Raw genomic sequence first — 19360 nt, forward strand, 5'->3', positions numbered from 1 at the left:
ATATATAGAATGACCATCGCCAAAATGAGTTTAAAAAACAAGAAAAAAACCAATAATTGCGGCTTGCACTCCGTTATTTTATTGCAGGCCCTAACAATACTTTGTTTATTTAGCTGCTCTTCAGAAAAAAGCAAAGTGGATAAAGATAGTGTTGCGGAAGTTATTTCCTCCATGTCCGATTCACTTCCAGTTGTTTCCCTACCGGAAGGTGCAGATCCTGAGCATGAAGATTGGAAAGGAGCAGATTTGGGGCCCAAGGCACCAGTGCTACCTTTATATCCGGAGGAAGAGGCAAAAAAGTTTTTATTGCCCGAAGGCTACCATATTGAACCCATTCTCACCGAACCACAAATACAGCAACCCGGGGCGATTTCATTTGACGGAAACGGTCGCATGTTCGTATTGGAACTGCGCACCTATATGCTCACTGCCGATTCTGACGGAACTTTGGAACCTACCAGTAGGATTTCAAGGTGGGAGGATGCCGATAATGATGGTGTTTATGAAACGGGGACGGTCTTCGTAGACAGTCTTATTTTCCCGCGTTTTGTACTACCCTATGGAAAGGATGCCGTGCTGACCATGAATTCCGATGAAGATAATGTGTATAAGTTCACCGATACCGATGGTGACGGAAAAGCTGATAAAAAAGAGCTTTTCACTACCAATTACGGACGCTCTGGTAATGTGGAACACCAACAAGCCTTTATGTATTATAATATGGACAATTGGCTCTACAGTACCTATAACGCTTTTAGAGTACGGGAAACACCTACTGGGGTCATCCGTGAAAATACGGGGTATAACCGAGCACAATGGGGAGTAACACACGATGATGACGGAAAAGTTTGGTTTTTGGGAGGCGCAAGCGGCCTTCCCTCCCAATTTCAACAACCCGTACATTATGGCAATTTCGATTATGAGGATAACGACAATTATGCCGAAGGTTTTGAAGAACCTTGGGGCGCACCTGTTTTGATAGGTGATCTGCAAGAAGGTATGGACCGGGTACGGGAAAATAACGGAGGACCTAAACGGGTTACCGGAGCTGCTGGAAACGACATTTACAGGGGTGACCGATTGCCAAAAGAGCTGTACGGACAGTTATTCTATGGGGAACCTGTGGCCCGGATCGTGCGTCAGGTAAATCCCGTAGTCAATGAAGGAATAACGACCTTGCACAATGTATTTCAAGATCAAAAGTCGGAGTTTTTGAGATCAACTGACCCTTTGTTCCGTCCAGTAGATATGACGACCGCACCAGATGGCACCATGTATATTACCGATATGTACCATGGCATCATACAAGAGGGTAATTGGACACAAAAAGGCACATATCTACGTACCAAAATTGAGCAGTACCAACTGGATAAGGTCATTGGGCTCGGCCGAATCTGGCGTATTACGCATGCTAGCAAGGAACGGGACAAGACCAAACCGAATATGCTCAATGAAACACCGGCCCAACTTGTAAAGCACTTGGAACATCCCAATGGTTGGTGGCGGGACATGGCACAACAGTTGATCGTGTTGTCACAGGATAGGAGTATCGTTCCAGAACTTGAAGCCATGGTTAATAATAACGATAACACATTGGCTCGTTTTCATGCCTTGTGGTGCTTGGAGGGTCTGGGTTCGTTGAAAGAGAAAATGGTTAAAAAATTAATGGACGACCCCAATCCAAGAATGCGTATTCAGGCCATGCGTGCGGGAGAAACATTATACAAATCCGGTAAAAAATCGCTTGGAGAGGATTATTTAAAACTACTTGAGGATAAAATTGTGGATGTGGCCTTACAGGCCGTTTTGTCGGCACACATCCTTGAAGTCCCATCCTTCGACGCGGCCCTTAAAAAATTACTCAAATCGAATTTGGCCAAAGGAATACAGACCATTGGCACACAGATTTTAGAACCAAAAGAAGTCAAAAATTGGTGGGAAGTTGGTAATAATCAGCTTACTGACGCTCAGAAAAACTCATTGGAAAAAGGAAAGGTCATCTTCAATGAACTCTGTGTACAGTGTCATGGAAACGATGGCACAGGAACACCGGTTGGAGATGGTTTGGTCATGGCACCCGCCTTGAGCGGTTCTACCCGGGTACAATCCCACCCGGAATATGTTATTAAAACGGTGATGCACGGACTGGAAGGTCCATTGGATGGAAAAACCTATCCCGCGGGTATTATGGTGGGTAACAAAGAACAATCCGATGATTGGATTGCGTCCATTGTATCCTACATCCGGACCAATTTATCCAATGAAGCCACTTTAGTATCCGCCGAGGATGTCCATAGTGTTAGGACCAAAACGGAGGATCGCAAAGCACCTTATGTCTATGATGAGTTGATGACATCGGTTCCGCAACTCTTGGTACCAAATGAAGATTGGAACATAACGGCGAGCCATTCCGTACCCACACGAATTGGTGGCCGTGCTTCCCCTACCAGTGCATTTAATTTTGAGGGATGGAGTACAGGAGGTAATCAGGAAGAGGGCATGTGGTTTCAAATAGAGTTTCCGGAACCTATGAGCGTCTCTGAAATTCACTTTAACGCAACCCCCATATCCAGAGGTTGGCGTCCCGGATCGCCACCGCCACTTCACACCTTTCCGCGTGGCTATAGATTAGAAACCTCTATGGATGGAAGTTCATGGAAAGAAATTGAAAAAGGCGAAGGAGAGCAGGCAGATGTTTCCCTGATTTTCGACCCCGATGAGGCCAAGTTTATTCGTATGAGCTTAACGAAAAACTTTGGTCCGCAAGAGGACCGTGAAATACCATGGTCCATGAGACAAATGAAGATTTATGGAGCATCAAAAAAACCTGTATTATGAATAACAAAAAAAACATAGTTTCCAGAAGAAACTTTATTTCGAGTTCCGCCGCTTTAGCCCTTGGGACAACGCTAGTAGGTCCAAATATTTTTGGCAGAAATAGGTTGCTGAATTCACCTTTTCCTAATTCTAAAATAAAAGGGGTACAAATTGGGGTAATTACCTATTCCTTTAGAAGTATGCCTGACCAAAGTGCAGAAGCTACGCTACAATATGTATTGGAATCTGGTATTAACGCCATTGAATTAATGGGGGATCCAGCTGAATCCTTTGCCGGAAAACCCAAAAGTTCTTTGGACAGACGAACGCTTTGGGGATTAATGCGCTCCAAAAGGGAAGGAACAATTACAGCAGCAGATGAAAAAAAATTGAAGGAAATGCAAAAGGCCATGGACGTCTATAATGAAAAAGTGGCTACCTGGAGGTCTCAAGTTTCCATGGACAAGTTTAAGGAACTTAAGAAAATGTATAATGATGCCGGGGTAACCATTTACGCATTCAAACCCAATGCCTTTGGCAAAGACAATACCGATGAAGAAATAAACTATGGGTTCAAGGCTGCAAAGGCATTAGGAGCCTCCCATGTGACCTTGGAACATCCAAGCGATGATGAACACACGAAAAAATTAGGGGAAATGGCTGCGAAACATGGCATCTATGTTGCCTATCACGGACACACCCAACAAACACCTACGTTTTGGGACACGGCTCTGGAACAATCCAAATACAACGCACTAAATCTTGATTTAGGTCATTTTGTGGCCGCTGGTAATGAAGCCCCGTTGGATATCATCGCAGATAAGCATGACCATATTCTGAGTATGCACATTAAGGATAGACAGACACCGGCTCACGGCCAAGGCAACGTGGTATGGGGCGAAGGTGATACACCACTCGTTGAGGCATTGCAAATGATGCGCGACAATGGGTATTCCTTTCCTGCCACCATTGAGTTGGAATATGATATTCCCGAAGGTTCTGATGCCATCACCGAAGTGAAAAATTGTTTGGCCTACGCAAAAGAAGCACTGGAAGGTTAAGAAAGATATAGGTCTACCAGACCTTCTGGAGTAGTAACGGTTATGGTCTTCGACTGCCTGTCTACTTTTTTAATGATTTCATCATTGATGGGGATCAACAACTGTTTGTCCCCTTTTTTAACCTCGAAAAGTGCTTGGGAGGTAGTATCGTTTACACCTTCAACAATTCCTATGTCCCCATGGACATCGTCTACAACACTAAAGCCGATAACCTCATGATAATAGAACTTATTGCCCGTAAGTTTTGGCAACATGGATAAAGGCAAGTAGAGTTCGCAGCGCATGATTCTGTCCGCATCCGACTCATTTTTCACTTCCTCAAAGTCGATGCGAAGTAAGTCGGATTTATGCAACCGGGAACGTTTAATAAAAAATGGAACCAGATTGTTTCCTAAAGAAACGAATACTGATTCCATATTTTCGTAAATCTCGGGGTCATCCGTATCCAATTTAACAAGGACCTCCCCCTTAAAACTATATTTTGAAACGATTTTGCCTAGGTAGAAACAATCTTCCTTTCGCATCGTTCTAAGGACTACTCGCCGTCTTTAGGAGCTTCCTCCTCCTTCATTTCAGGAGCGGCAGGGGCCTCTTCTGGCATTTCTGGAGCTTCTTGTACAGCTTCAACTTCCTCCTCTGCACTCTCGCCTTCTGGGGTTTCAGGAAGTTCTGCAGCCACAGCTTCGGCAGCTCTCTTCTCATTTATTTCCTTTTCAGCAGCCAATGCTTTTGCCTTGGCTTCTTCTTTTGCTTTATCCAATCCACCTTTTTTGGCATCAATTGCAGTTTCTTTTTCAGCTACCCAAGCGTTAAATTTTTCTTCTACCTGCTCCTCGGTCAAGGCCCCCTTGGCAACACCTCCCAACAAATGTCTCTTCAAAAGAACTCCTTTATAAGAAAGAATCGCTTTTGCAGTATCTGTTGGCTGTGCACCGTTCTGTAACCATTTAACGGAACTATCAACATCTAATTCTATAGTAGCTGGGTTCGTATTAGGATTGTAGATTCCTAATTTTTCCAAGAATTTACCATCACGTTTGGCTCTTGAATCGGCGGCAACCACCCAATAAAATGGTTTACCTTTTTTACCGTGTCTCTGTAATCTAATTTTTACTGGCATATCACATTAATTTGTAGGGTGCCCGACCCTTGGTTATTAATTCAATTTATCCTTGAAAAAGGGCTGCAAATGTAGCCTAATTTGTTTGATTTCCAAATCATTCGCCAAACAAAATCAACCCTTGTTATGTTAAAACCATTAAGAAACCACCTAGAACGACGTTAAACCAATGCTAAACCCCTGTAAATACTTGTATTTCCGAGATATTCCTGTATATTAAAGAACGTAGTTATTGAGAGTCAATAATGAACGTAAATTTAAATGATAAGAGACATAATGAAGTATTCAGAAAAAATTTCAAACAGATTGAACGATTTATTAAATAGAACATACGACGCCGAAAAAGGCTATAAACTAGCACAGGACAAGGTGGACAACCCGACCGTGAAAAAATTCTTGGCCGATAAAGTGCAGCAGCGCTACAATTTTGGCCATGAGTTGAAAAAAGAAATCCAAGCCTATGGTGAACTGCCAGATAAGGGCGGAAGCATTAAAGGCGATTTGCACAGAACATGGATGAACTTGACTACCACCTTTACGAGTAACGAAACGGAAAAAATTTTAGAAGAAGTTGAACGTGGTGAAAAAGCGAGTCTTGAAGAATATAATGAGATTCTAAATGATGATGAAATGGTATTGGCGCCATCCACAGAGAACATGCTTAAAAAGCATAGGGACGAAATTCAAACGGCATTAAGAAACGCCAAAGTATATGAAGTGGCAGTCTCCTAAGCATTGTATTAAATTTGCTGAAAAAGCGGACGATAAAACGTCCGCTTTTTTTATGATTATCCATTATTGTATTAGTTTCCACAGTTAGCAGCAACTTCCTGCACATCACTTTTAGATTTAAAAATTTTGTCCATAGTAGCAACAGCCCTTATGGTTACCTCGACATAATCGGGTCCGATTTGGGTGATGACCCCATCAAAGCCATTAAAGTGGAATTGAGTAGCGATTTGTTTTCCGCTCAAGGCCATATTATTGTCATTTTGGTTCCTTCCCCTTACTTGAACCCGCTGTACAACATTAACCTTAATGTTGTCATAACTCTGGAAAGCATCATAAGCCTGCACTGCGCTCTTGGCGGGTACGGTAATTTCCCTTTCGGAGAAAAAGGTTTCGACCGTAGTATCGGTTGCTTCGTTCCAAATGCTGTTCTCGATAGAATTCTGGGTCGTAAACTCACTGCTACCTGTAGCCTCAGCTGAATATTTGGCGCCATTGCCGAAAAATTTTCCTTCAACTTCCAAACCTAGTGTCATCGAATAGCTAGCGGTACTGCTAGACATGAACGAAAAACTTTCTTCCCAACCTACGGTGGTTGTCGTTTCTACATTTTTCGATTCGCCGATAGTTTGTTTCAACGGACCACTACCACAGTTGATCAACGTACTGTTGTAGCTAAATCCGTTTTGTGCTGCGGGCAACAAAGGCTCCAAATAGTGCGTTTCGATTTCTTCCACCGACCAATCGATATTTATAGGTACCAATCTCACTAATAATTCCTCACCCTCAGCAGCACCTACTGTTAAACCGACACCGGGTGTAACTTTGATAGGTTCAAAATAGGCATCCGTCATACGGTAAACCCCATTGCCTACTTTATGTAAAACAAATTGTTGGTTCAGCCTATCGGATTTTTCGAAGCCTACTTTTATTCCGTCATATCCAAAATCCAAAGGGCCATACTTCATAAGTTCGCTTTTCAAATAGCTGTCCGATGCTTGGTGTTTAATATTGAAATGGTTCGCTTTGCCTTCTATGGATTCAAAAAAGTAGGAGGAGTTCTCTTCATCACCGGTGAATTCAACAGTGGATGTCATGCTCAATAGATTGTTGTACAAGAAACTCGACGGATCTAACGGGTTCTCTTGCAAAATCCGACGAAAAGCTGCCCTATTTTCAGGTTCTATTTGGTTGTTTTCATATTTTACGGCTTGTATATAATAAGGGGTGTTCTCAACTACTTCGACTTCGGTATTCAAATCGGGTAGATCGTTAGGGTTACAGGTCGCCGGAACCGGGTCTGGTTTGAACAAAATGCTGGTAAAGGTTTCCGCAAAAATTTCAGATCCTTCTGCATCGAACAGTTTAGCGATAACCTCTACCCCGTCTTTTAGGGTATTTAGGTCAGCTTCGCTCAAATCTTCAACCGGCAATTTGATTTGACCCATGAAAGCGTAGGGGTCTAGATCTATGGTTTGCGAAAAATTGGCCGAGGTGCCTTTAACGTCAAGTTGCGCTTTTACGGGGTAATAGCCTTTTTTGGCCAATTCCCTTGTGTTGAGCACCATACCGATATCCCCTTTATACGTTTCGAGTTCTTCTTCGGTAATGCCATCGTTTTCGGTAATTTGTCCATCGCCACCATCCGTACTTTCGGGACACCCCTGATTGCTGGCAGGTCCGGATTCTGAAGGGCATTTGTCATCGGGGTCGGCAATGCCGTCTTTGTCGGTATCGACTACTTGTACTGGCGGTACCACTTCGTCTTTACTACATGAAGTAAGGCCTATGGTCAAAATAACCAATACGACAAGTCTAAAAAATCTGTTTTGCGTTTTCATGATCTATTTGTTTTGTGGTTAAACTTAAATTCTGTTTTGTGTGACCTACTCGGTTTTGATCTGCAGTATCGAACCGAGCAAGACCACAAAACTTGAATGTCAACTTAATGACACCACAAACCTAGCGTGCATGTTTTGGGATTAAAAAAAAGGAAGGGGTACGAAAAGGGTACACGATTTTTTAGTAGGGGTACAAAAGGGGTACACCCTGAAAAGTACTGTATTTATTGGTCTTTCAAGGGGTTTAAAAATGAAGTCTAAATCGCCATCACGGTCGTTTCCAAGGAATCTTCCGGCGAAAGGTTCATTTTTTTTCGTAAACGCTGCCGTGCTTTTTTGACTCCATCGGAAGAAATATTGAGAATATTGGCGATTTCTTTTGATGAAAGGTTCATCTTTATGAGTGCCATCAAACGAAGTTCATTCTTGGAGATATCCGGGTATCTTGAAACCGCATCTTTTTCAAAGTCCTTATGTACGGCCTCGAAATAACGGGTGAAATTTTCCCACACCTTATCGTCCTGTTGGTCAAAATTGATTGTTCGGATCAGTTCTTGGTAGGCCTTGCCACCACCTTCGGTTTTCTTGAGTTCGGCGGCTTTTTGCTTCAGGCCTTCCAATACTTCGTTCTTTTTGGCCAGGTGTAGGGCATGGGTCGTCAGTTCTTTCTCTTTAAAGGCCAGTTCCGCTTTTACGCGTTCACGCTCCAATCGGTTGCGTTTCATTTTTTGCCGAATACCGTAGTAGATAAGACCAAAGATTGCTATTGTGGTCAACAGGCCTACAATTAATCCAACACGTTGTAGGTTCGCCGTACGTCCTTGTTCCTCGAGCAATGCGATTTCCTTTTTTTGAAGTGCGATTTCCTGCTCACTTTTTTCGGTTTTGTAACGCAACTCTAGCGCATTGATTTTTTGGTTATTTTCTCGACTGAAAATGCTATCGTACATCACAGAATAAATTTTGCGATATTCGTAGGCTTGTGAGATGTCGCCCAACTTTTCGTAAGTATTCGAGATTTTAAGATAGTCGTCTACAATTTCAATGTTATTTGACAACTGTTTGGCAAGGGATAAGCTGTTCTGATAATTTTCCAAGGCCGATTTATAATCTCTTTCATTATAGGAAACATCGCCCAAATTGCGGTACGAAATACCCAATTGATTTTTTTGTTCGATTTCTGTATTCAGATTTAAGGCTTGTAAAAAATACTTTTCTGCTTTTTTTAAAGAATCCATTTTTACATATACCGCCCCTATCAAATTTAATTGTTCTCCAATAGCAGATTTACGGTCGGTCCGTTCAAAATAGGGCATAGCCCCCAAATAAAGGTCCAAGGCTTCTTGAAGCTTATCGACCTTGGCCAAATTTGTGGCTCGGTTCGACCGGGTGATCGCCAAACCATATTCGAGATTATGTTCCAAACAGATGGCCTCTACCTTCTTGTAATAGTCATTGGATACTTCGAGATTTCCCAATTTAGAGTACAACATCCCTATATTCATAAGGTTTGGGGCCCTTCCTTGTTCTGGTTCGCCCAAAGATTCACTAATCTTAATACAGATCAAATACGCTTCAAGAGCCGTTGCGGTTTGTCCCAAATCTTTTGATATGATACCGATATTATTATAAACGGTTTTAAGCTTTTCTCGATCGCCTAATTCATTGTACAATACTTTTGCTTGGTTAAGATGTACCAATGCTTGGTTAAAGTCCCCTAGCTCCTGAATATAAAGTCCCTTTTTCCGCAGTAGCTCCGCTTCGAGATATTTACTCTTTAAGCTATCGATAATGGGGGCTGCTGCATCTAAATAAGGTGCTCCTTTTTTAGGGTCTTTGAATATGTATTGGTCGAATATTGTAAAATAAGTTTCTACAAGAACCGAATCTTTTTGTATGGGAATAAGTTGCAACAGGCTATCTATATTGGCATTGTCTTTTTTCTTGACGTCTTGTCCTACGGACAACAATGAATAACAAAGAATAAATACAATCAGAAAACGGTACTTGACATTTTTCATATGGGTTGGTTATGTGGGGTTTTCTAAAATACAACAATTCGTTAATAACTCCTTACAACTCCCTTTTCCCCTATCATCACTTTTCAGTATTTTTATCCTTAATCTTTTTTAAAGCACATACTCCAAAATCCATACATCAGATAAATTATTTTTCTATGGAAATGGACTTTTGTATTTTTTGGAGCGTATGAAATGAGGTTGTTCCTCATTTACTTTAAATGAACTTGATTGCCCAAAACCACAATTTCTGCGGAGTTAAAAGTAGCACATGTATTTAATATTCGATACCGAAACCACTGGATTACCCAAACGCTGGGACGTCCCTATAACCGATACGGATAACTGGCCCAGGTGTATACAGATTGCCTGGCAGTTGCACGATGCTTTGGGAAATCTGATCGAGCACCAGGACTACTTGGTGCGTCCGGATGGTTTCAACATTCCTTACGATGCCGAAAAGATTCACGGTATTTCCACGGCTTTGGCGGAACAAGAGGGTGTTCCTCTTTCCGAAGTTTTGGAAAAATTCAATGCGGCCATGGCCCAAACCAAGTTTATCGTGGGTCAGAATGTTGGTTTTGACGTGAATATCATGGGTGCCGAATTCCATAGAATGAACGTTGATAATCCATTACAGGAACTTCCGGTTTTGGATACCTGTACTGAACATACTGCCGAGCTCTGTCAGATTCCCGGTGGCCGTGGAGGTAAATTCAAATTACCTACATTAACGGAACTTCATGAGTTTTTGTTCAAGGAAGCCTTTGCGGAAGCTCATAACGCAACTGCCGATGTTGAAGCAACTACCCGTTGCTTTTTGGAACTGGTACGATTAAAGCAATATACGGCGGAACAATTGGATGTTCAACCGGATTACTTTAAGAATTTCTCAGAGGCCAATCCACAGGAAATTCAACTCATTGGCCTAAAGCACATCAACCTAAAAAAAGCATCCAAAAAAATTGCCGATGCCCTTTGGGAAAAGGATACCGGTGCCATTTCAAAAGAAGAAATAAAGGAAAACCTGGCCACTTTGGAGACGGCCACGTTCGCACATTTACATAACCATACACAATTTTCCATACTTCAGTCTACCATTAGTGTTCCTGATCTCATTGCGGCAACGGCAAGGGCAAAAATGCCGGCCGTGGCCATGACGGATCATGCCAATATGATGGGAGCCTTTCATTTTGTGAATGGCATCATAAACCATAATAACGGGGTCACTGCCAGAAACGAGGAAAATAGAAAGCGTTACGAGGCCACCTTAAACGGAACCTTGGAAGAAGGCCAAGAACCCTTGGAATCCCTTCCAGAGCCCGAACTTGAAATAACGCCCATTGTAGGTTGCGAATTTCAGGTCTGTGAGGACCATACGAACAAATCGGTCAAGGATAACGGTTACCAAATCGTTATGCTCGCCAAGAACAAAAATGGCTACCTCAATCTGGCAAAAATGTCCTCCATTGCCTTTGTGGACGGAAAATACTATGTGCCGCGAATCGACAAAAAGGTTGTTGAGAAATACAAGGAAGATATAATTGTATTAACGGGAAATCTCTATGGCGAAGTGCCCAGTAAGGTTCTCAATGTGGGGGAAAACCAGGCAGAGGAAGCCCTTTTATGGTGGAAGGACACCTTTGGTGATGACCTCTATATTGAAATCATGCGCCATGGACAGGAGGATGAGGACCGCGTAAACCAAGTACTGATACAATTCGCCCAGAAGCATAATGTAAAGTTGGTAGCCACCAACAATACGTACTACGAAAAAAAGGAAAACGCCCATGCCCATGACATTCTTTTATGTGTAAAGGATGGGGAAAAGCAGTCGACTCCCATAGGACGAGGTCGGGGATATCGCTATGGATTGCCTAACCAGGAGTACTACTTTAAGTCCTCCGATGAAATGAAGGAGCTCTTCAAGGACATCCCTGAGGCCATCATCAACATTCAAGAAGTAATCGACAAAGTTGAAACGTTCACGCTGGCCAGGGATGTATTATTACCCGCTTTTGATATTCCAGAGGAATTTCAGGTCGAAGAGGACAAATTGGACGGTGGCAAAAGAGGCGAAAACAAATACTTGAGGCACATTACATATGAGGGTGCCAAAAAGAGATATGGGGAGATTACCCCTGAAATTGATGAGCGATTGGATTTTGAGCTTCAGGTTATTGAAAAAACGGGTTATCCTGGGTATTTTTTAATCGTGGAGGATTTCATTAGGGCAGCACGGCAAATGGATGTTTCCGTGGGGCCCGGTCGTGGTTCCGCAGCAGGTTCCGCCGTGGCCTATTGTCTTTGGATTACCAATCTGGATCCCATTAAATACGACTTGCTATTTGAGCGTTTCCTAAACCCAGACAGGATTTCCATGCCGGATATCGATATCGATTTTGATGATGAAGGCCGTAGCCGTGTAATGGACTATGTCATCAAAAAATATGGGGCAAACCAAGTAGCCCAAATCATTACGTATGGTACCATGGCGGCAAAATCTTCGATAAGGGATACTGCCAGGGCCCTGGACCTGCCGTTGGGGGATGCTGACCGTATGGCCAAATTGATTCCCAACATGTCCAAGTTGAAAAAGATCATGGGCATCGACGAGAAAATTCTTAGAAGTAAGTTCAACAGCGACGACCTTGTTAAAATAAACGAATTGCTCGCCATATCAGAAGGCGATGGTTTGGAGTCCGAAACCCTGAACCAAGCTTATGTGTTGGAAGGGTCTTTAAGGAATACAGGAATTCATGCCTGTGGGGTCATCATTACCCCGGATGACATTACCAAGTTCGTTCCGGTGGCCTTGGCCAAGGATTCGGATATGTATTGCACACAGTTCGACAACTCGGTAGTAGAAAGTGCTGGGCTGCTGAAAATGGACTTCTTAGGCCTCAAAACCCTGACCTTGATCAAGGATACGGTTAAAATCGTAAAGGCGAAACACGGTATTGAATTGAATCCGGAGAACTTCCCGTTGGACGACGAAAAGACCTATGAACTTTTTCAACGCGGTGAAACCATTGGGGTGTTCCAATACGAATCGCCCGGAATGCAAAAACACATGCGGGCCTTAAAACCTACGGTTTTTGCAGACCTTATCGCTATGAACGCCCTGTACCGACCAGGCCCCATGGAATATATTCCCAGCTTTATCGCAAGGAAACACGGTACCGAGGAAATCGTTTACGATTTGGAGGCCTGTGAAGAGTATTTGGCTGAAACTTATGGTATCACCGTGTATCAAGAGCAGGTGATGCTCCTTTCCCAAAAGTTGGCAGATTTTACAAAAGGTGAAGCGGACGTGCTTCGTAAAGCCATGGGAAAAAAGCAAAAGTATGTATTGGACAAAATGAAGCCCAAGTTCATTCAACAGGCTTCGGCAAAAGGCCATCCGGAGGATAAACTGGAAAAAATTTGGAAGGACTGGGAAGCCTTTGCCGCATATGCTTTCAATAAGAGCCACTCAACCTGTTATGCCTGGATAGCCTACCAAACGGCATATTGTAAAGCCCACTACCCTGCCGAATATATGGCGGCCGTTCTCAGCAACAACATGAACGACATAAAACAGGTGACCTTTTTTATGGAGGAGTGTAAGCGCATGGGATTGGATGTACTTGGCCCGGACGTTAACGAATCCTACTATAAATTCGCCGTAAACAAAGAAGGAGCCGTACGTTTTGGAATGGGCGCCATTAAAGGGGTGGGAAAAGGGGCCGTAGAAGCTATTGTGGACGAACGTAAGAAAAACGGACCTTATAAATCCGTTTTTGATATGGCAAAGCGTATCGATTTACGAGCTGCCAACAAAAAGGCCTTTGAAAACCTGGCCCTCGCTGGTGGCTTTGACTCCCTTGGAAATTCCCACAGGGCACAATACTTTCATAATGATGGAGATGGAATCACGTTCCTGGAAAAGGTAATCAAGTATGGAGCCAAATTTCAAGAGAACGAAAACTCGGCCCAAGTAAGCCTTTTCGGTGACGCCAGTGAAGTTTCCATACCGGAACCCGTTGTGCCCCCCTGTGAGGAATGGGGCACGATGGAAAAATTGAAAAGGGAAAAGGATGTGGTAGGAATTTATATTTCCGGACATCCACTGGACGATTTTAAAACGGAAATCAAGGCATTTTGTAATGCCAGCCTTTCCCATTGCAACGATTTGGCGAGTTTTGTAAACAGGGAACTCACTTTCGCAGGTGTGATAACGGATGTGCAGCATAGAATTTCCAAGAACGGCAAGGGTTGGGCATCATTTACCATGGAAGATTATACAGACTCCTTCGAATTTAGGATTTTTGGTGAGGAATATCTTAAGTTCAGACACTTTTTAATGCTTAACTCCTTCGCCTACATCAAATTATATGTAAGGGAAGGTTGGGTAAACAGGGAAACCGGACTCAAGAGCGAGCCAAGAATGCAGTTCAACAGTTTTATGTTGTTACAGGATGTCATGGAGTCCTATGCAAAAAAATTGACTATAAAACTAAACATCGATGAATTGGAGGAAGCACAGGTACATCAACTCAAGGATACTTTGATTTCTCATAAGGGAGACCACGCCTTAAATTTCATAGTGTACGAAATGAAGGAACAGATAAAGGTCCGCCTATCCAGCCGAAAACAAAAAGTTCAGATTTCCAGTGAGCTTTTACAAAGACTGGAGGAACAGCAGGTTCATTTTAAACTAAATTAGCCTTAAGTATTAGATCCCTTGAAGAAAAAGATATACTATGTTCTTGGTTTGTTAGTAATAGGCTTTATCGCCGTAAAGCTTTACAATTATCTTTCTGGGCCTTTCCAGCGGTATTCGGACGTAAAGGTTATTGCCTACCATTATAACGGTGAAGGTTATGTTGGTTCGGCAACCTGTACGGAATGCCATAAGGATATCTATGAATCCCATTTGGAAACAGCACATTTCAACACTTCCACCTTAACCACTATAGACAATATCCATGGTAGTTTTAATGAGGGAGAGAATACGGTGTCCTTAATGGATGCGGATATTTCAATATTGGAAAAGAATGGAAAACCCTTTCAGCATGCGCAGATAAAGTATGGAGACCATAAGGTCCTTGATTGGAGCATGGATATCACGATAGGCTCAGGATTAAAGGGACAATCCTATTTGACCAACCAACCAGATGGACTGTTCCAGTTGCAAGCATCCTATTTTGTGCCCACTGATTCTTGGATCAATAGTCCCAATTACACAAACAGTTTAAATCCATTACGGCCTGTAAACGACCAATGTCTAAAATGCCACGTTACGTTTGCTAAAAGTAGCAATGACAACATAAACTCCAACAAGTACGATATTTCCAAAATCGCATTGGGTGTGGATTGCGAAAAATGCCATGGCCCGGCTGAACGTCATGTAAGGCTTCAAAGAAAAAGCAATGGAATACTAAAGGATACCACATTAATTGGTCTCAAATCATTATCAAGACAACAGCGTTTGGACGTATGCGCTTCATGCCATTCCGGATTAAGAAGCAATCAAATTCAAAACCCCTTTAAATTTTTACCCGGGGATACTTTGTCCAAGTTTTCAAAAAATTTTAACTCACTTAGACCTAGCACATCTTTGGATGTTCACGGTAATCAATTCGGATTATTGACCAGTAGTAAATGCTTTAGCAAATCTGAACAAATGGATTGTATGACCTGTCATGACCCTCATAGAAATCAAAGGAGTCAAAATGCCTATTTCAACAGTAAATGCATTACCTGCCATCAACAAAACAAGACAACATGTTCGGTTTCAGAATCAAAAATGGCAGCAATGAACAACGATTGCATTCAATGCCATATGCCAGTAATTCCTTCCAAGAGTATGCAGGTACAATTGACCAAATTGGATAAGGCGACCCCAATTGGGGTAAGAACTCATTATATTACCATTTACCCCGAGGAAACCACAAAAGACTAAAATAGGATAGATTACATCAATCCTTAAATAACCAAAACGAATACCAAAAGCGTAAGGAAACCCTAGAATATTTGACTAACTTTGTATAATCCATTAAAAGTATAAATCATGGCATTAGAAATAACAGATGCTACTTTTGACGAAGTAGTTTTAAAAAGTGATAAACCAGTAGTAGTAGATTTTTGGGCTGCCTGGTGCGGACCCTGTAGAATGGTAGGGCCTATAATCGATGAAGTAAGCAACGAATATGAGGGCAAGGCTATCGTAGGCAAAGTGGACGTGGACGCCAACCAAGAATTTGCAGCCAAATACGGGGTAAGAAACATTCCTACCGTTTTGGTCTTTAAAAATGGTGAAATTGCAAGTAGACAGGTGGGTGTTTCCCCTAAAAAGGTGTATACCGATGCTATAGATGCCCTATTATAAAATTTATTTTTAAATCATATTGAGAAAGGTCCGGTGTAACACCGGACCTTTTTTTATCCTATCTTTAAACTGTGGATATACGGCAAGAACTTAATAACGCTTCGCTTTTCCCCAACTTGGAGCTGTTGGCGGACCAAGTGGTGGAAGGGTTTATCAGTGGCATCCATAAAAGTCCTTTCCATGGTTTTTCTGCCGAATTCGCCGAACACAAAATCTATAATAATGGGGAAAGTACCAAGCATATCGACTGGAAGCTATTTGCCAAGACCGATAAGCTTTATACCAAAAGATACGAAGAGGAGACCAATCTAAGGTGCCATATGATTCTGGACAACTCGGCCTCCATGTACTATCCAGAAGTAAAAATACAGACCATAGGAAACCTTAATAAAATTGGTTTTGGGATTTTGGCAATCGCAGCCCTGATGAATGTGCTAAAGAAACAAAGGGACGCCGTGGGTTTAAGTATATATTCGGATGACTATCATTATTATACCCCTGAAAAAGGAAGTGAACGACACTTTCAGATGTTATTGGCTAAATTGAACGATATTGGGGCTGACAAAGATGTGTCCAAAGAAACAAGAACCTACACGTATCTTCACCAAATAGCGGAAAAAATAAAGAGAAGAAGTCTCATATTTCTTTTTACGGACATGCTTCAAACTGAAAAAGAGGATGAGGAGCTATTTGAAGCACTCCGGCATTTAAAATATAACAAACACGAAGTAATACTTTTCCATTTGATGGATAAGGAATTGGAATTTCACTTCAATTTTGACAATACACCCAAACGATTTTTGGATGTGGAAACAGGTGAACACCTGGATCTTTATGCGGATAACATCAAAGAGGCCTATGAGGAAAGTGTACGCGCGTATTTTGCGGCCCTTAAACTAAAATGCGCCCAATACCGCATTAAATACGTGGAGGTAGATATAAAAAGGGATTTTTCTACCGTCCTGAATACATTTTTGATTGAACGAAACAAATTTCTTTAGTAGCGAATATTTTAAAAGAAAATGTTTGTGCAATTGAATAAGCAATGTATATTTGCACACGCTAAACGCCACGGTCTGGTAGTTCAGTTGGTTAGAATACCTGCCTGTCACGCAGGGGGTCGCGGGTTCGAGTCCCGTCCAGACCGCAAAAAGCCTTCAAGAAATTGAGGGCTTTTTTGTTTTCGGTTTATAAACAATCTTTTCATACCCAATTATCCGTTTTTCATTTACGAGTTTCGTTAGCAAAATTTTCAGAATCTTTTGAACTTTTTTTAGAGCTATTCAGATAAATTAGGTTTACTAAACACATATTGATTCATAGTAAACACTTATTAATTCAGAATCACCGAATATACATTCCCTATATATTTTTTTAAATAAAACCCATTTCTTTTCGAAATGCGGATGGTAAAATCCGTATTTTGTTTTTTTTATAACCCCAATGTCGAGACATATAATGAATGTTCTCCCATATTAACAGTTTGGCTATATTAACTATGTATTTCTTTCCAAAATTCACTCAGAAAAGAAATATGGTTAATATAAGGACCTTAGTTGGCTCAAAAATCTATCTCAAATTACTACCTCTTCATTTTTTACTTATAAGTGTTGGCCTGAGGGGACAACAAAATAAAATTGATAGCCTTAATACTGAGCTTGAAAAAAATCAATCGACAGGGAACCAACAAACAATTTCTGAAAATTTAAGAGCACTGGGAGTAGCTTATTTTGAAAAAGGGGACTATGCTACCGCGACCGGTTTCTATCAAAAAGGACTAGAGGTAAGTAAGGAAATTGGGGATGAACGCATGCAATCTCGATGCCTAATGAACATTGGCAATATTTATTTAGTTCAAGACAATTACCCTATTGCCTTGGAATACTATAACAAATCTTTGTCCATCAATGAAAGAATTAAGGATACTACATTGATTTCCTTATCCTTAAATAATATGGGAATCCTTTACACAAATTTGGAAAACTTTGACAAAGCCTTGGCCTTTTCTGAGAGAGCACTGGAAATTCAAAAAAAACTAGGTAATGAACAGCGAGTTGCGGAAACATCAATCTCATTGGGGTTACTACATATAAAACTAAAGAACTATCACGAAGCACTTAGATATGCCAAAAATGCCCATGTAATCTCTGAAAGCATAGGAAATGATTTTATCAATGGTTTTGCCTTAAACAATATCGGCTTTGCTTATTTACATTTGAAAGATTACCAAAAAGCTTTGTTTAATTACGAAATGGCATGTCAAATCAATATCAAATATAGTCAGAGAGCATTGGCAGGCTCATATTTTGGATTAGCAAAAGTGAATACACTACTTGAAAAGTACGAAATAGCCTTAGTAAATGCCATAATAAGTAAGAAGATGTTGACTGAAAATAATATGACTACCTTATTAAGGGATGTTGAAGAGTTGCTTTCTAACATATACTTTCATTTAGGCGACTACAAAAAAGCTCTAGAAAGCCATCAGCAATTCAAAATATTGAACGACAGTCTTTTCAATAAAAAGAGTATCGAAAAGATTGCCCAATTGGAGAGTGAGTATAAATACCAACAAGCATTGGATTCTGCCAGTATCAGGGAACTAAAACTTACAAAAACGGTCATGACCACCACGCAAGACCTCGCAAAGACCAAACAGAATTACCTGTGGGCCGTTATCGGTATCCTATTAACCTCTATACTATCCGGTTCCTTCGTCTTCTATCAAAAGTACAAGTCGGTCAAGATCATGAACCAGAATATCGTCACAGAACAAAAATTGTTGCGCTCGCAAATGACGCCCCATTTTATATTCAATTCATTATCGATATTGCAGGGAATGATTTTGAACAAAGAAGAGAAAAAATCCATCACCTATCTTTCCAAATTTTCAAAGCTGTTGCGCATCGTTCTGGAGAACTCCCGGGACAAGGTCGTTCCCCTAATTCAGGAACTGGATGCCATCGACAATTATATGATCTTGCAAAATTTGGATGCCGACCCGCCCTATGACTATAGCTTAGTCGTGGACGAAAACATAGACATTAACCATTTTTTGGTTCCGCCCATGCTCATCCAGCCTTTCATAGAAAATGCCATCGAGCATGCGTTCACCCCAGATCAAGAACACCGTGAAATATTCGTACATCTTACTTTTGAGCACAAAAAATTATGCTGTACCATAACGGATAATGGTATTGGTATCGATGCCATTTCAAACAAAACGAATATCAAAAAGAAATCGCTGGCCACCACCATCACCAAAGAGCGCTTGGAAATGTTGGCCAAGGATTTTAAGACGCCAGGAGGCATCACAATAGCAGACAGAAAAAATGACAAGGAACGGGGAACACGAGTCACTTTGATAATTCCTTATAAAGTTGATTCCATAACATCCTAAA

At 41.5% G+C, this 19360-nt stretch carries 12 protein-coding genes and 1 tRNA gene; 9 read left to right on the top strand and 4 right to left on the bottom strand.

Features of this window, described 5'->3' with window-relative positions; all coding sequences use genetic code 11:
- Positions 1–135 precede the first annotated feature (135 nt).
- Both DZC72_RS02800 and DZC72_RS02805 read left to right on the top strand, forming a co-directional pair.
- Entirely contained in the window at positions 136–2838 is a 2703-nt protein-coding gene (locus tag DZC72_RS02800) for a DUF7133 domain-containing protein (RefSeq protein WP_243641630.1), read from the top strand.
- Positions 2835–3878, top strand: a complete 1044-nt coding sequence (locus tag DZC72_RS02805; RefSeq protein ID WP_125221375.1) for a sugar phosphate isomerase/epimerase family protein — start codon at positions 2835–2837, stop codon at positions 3876–3878. The genes DZC72_RS02800 and DZC72_RS02805 overlap by 4 nt, the downstream gene beginning before the upstream one ends.
- Here the strand turns inward: DZC72_RS02805 and rimM are convergent.
- Both rimM and DZC72_RS02815 read right to left on the bottom strand, forming a co-directional pair.
- Positions 3875–4402, bottom strand: coding sequence for a ribosome maturation factor RimM (gene rimM / locus DZC72_RS02810; protein WP_125221376.1), 528 nt, complete (start codon positions 4400–4402; stop codon positions 3875–3877). The genes DZC72_RS02805 and rimM overlap by 4 nt on opposite strands.
- A gap of 11 nt (positions 4403–4413) precedes the next feature.
- Positions 4414–4998: a 30S ribosomal protein S16 gene (locus tag DZC72_RS02815; protein ID WP_125221377.1), complete on the bottom strand. Its 585-nt coding sequence runs from the start codon at positions 4996–4998 to the stop codon at positions 4414–4416.
- 276 nt (positions 4999–5274) lie between these two features.
- Here DZC72_RS02815 and DZC72_RS02820 point away from each other — a divergent pair, with 276 nt between their 5' ends.
- The gene (locus DZC72_RS02820) at positions 5275–5730 is read left to right on the top strand and encodes a ferritin-like domain-containing protein (protein ID WP_125221378.1); all 456 of its coding nucleotides are present in this window, start codon (positions 5275–5277) and stop codon (positions 5728–5730) included.
- A 71-nt stretch (positions 5731–5801) separates the two neighbouring features.
- Here DZC72_RS02820 and DZC72_RS02825 read toward each other — a convergent pair whose 3' ends face one another.
- Both DZC72_RS02825 and DZC72_RS02830 read right to left on the bottom strand, forming a co-directional pair.
- Complete coding sequence (locus DZC72_RS02825; protein WP_125221379.1) at positions 5802–7568, bottom strand: hypothetical protein; 1767 nt, start codon at positions 7566–7568, stop codon at positions 5802–5804.
- Between the two features lie 257 nt (positions 7569–7825).
- A complete protein-coding gene (locus DZC72_RS02830) occupies positions 7826–9589 on the bottom strand; it encodes a tetratricopeptide repeat protein (RefSeq protein ID WP_125221380.1) in 1764 nt (587 codons plus the stop codon).
- Positions 9590–9857: 268 nt separating this feature from the next.
- Between DZC72_RS02830 and dnaE the strand changes: the two genes are divergently transcribed.
- The 6 genes from dnaE to DZC72_RS02860 all read left to right on the top strand — a co-directional run bounded on the left by dnaE (position 9858) and on the right by DZC72_RS02860 (position 19359).
- Complete coding sequence (dnaE, locus tag DZC72_RS02835) at positions 9858–14294, top strand: DNA polymerase III subunit alpha (RefSeq protein ID WP_125221381.1); 4437 nt, start codon at positions 9858–9860, stop codon at positions 14292–14294.
- 18 nt (positions 14295–14312) lie between these two features.
- A complete protein-coding gene (locus tag DZC72_RS02840) occupies positions 14313–15533 on the top strand; it encodes a cytochrome c3 family protein (protein WP_125221382.1) in 1221 nt (406 codons plus the stop codon).
- 108 nt (positions 15534–15641) lie between these two features.
- Positions 15642–15959 carry a thioredoxin gene (gene trxA / locus DZC72_RS02845; RefSeq protein WP_099545984.1) on the top strand — a complete coding sequence of 106 codons (318 nt, stop codon included), beginning with the start codon at positions 15642–15644 and terminating at the stop codon, positions 15957–15959.
- A gap of 71 nt (positions 15960–16030) precedes the next feature.
- Positions 16031–16960 (top strand): DUF58 domain-containing protein, encoded by a 930-nt coding sequence (locus DZC72_RS02850; RefSeq protein WP_125221383.1) that lies wholly within the window; start codon positions 16031–16033, stop codon positions 16958–16960.
- Between the two features lie 72 nt (positions 16961–17032).
- A tRNA-Asp gene (locus tag DZC72_RS02855) sits at positions 17033–17106 on the top strand.
- A 387-nt stretch (positions 17107–17493) separates the two neighbouring features.
- Positions 17494–19359 (top strand): tetratricopeptide repeat-containing sensor histidine kinase, encoded by a 1866-nt coding sequence (locus DZC72_RS02860; protein ID WP_165869252.1) that lies wholly within the window; start codon positions 17494–17496, stop codon positions 19357–19359.
- Position 19360: the final 1 nt, after the last annotated feature.

The sequence above is a fragment of the Maribacter algicola genome, assembly GCF_003933245.1.
Classification (GTDB): domain Bacteria; phylum Bacteroidota; class Bacteroidia; order Flavobacteriales; family Flavobacteriaceae; genus Maribacter; species Maribacter algicola.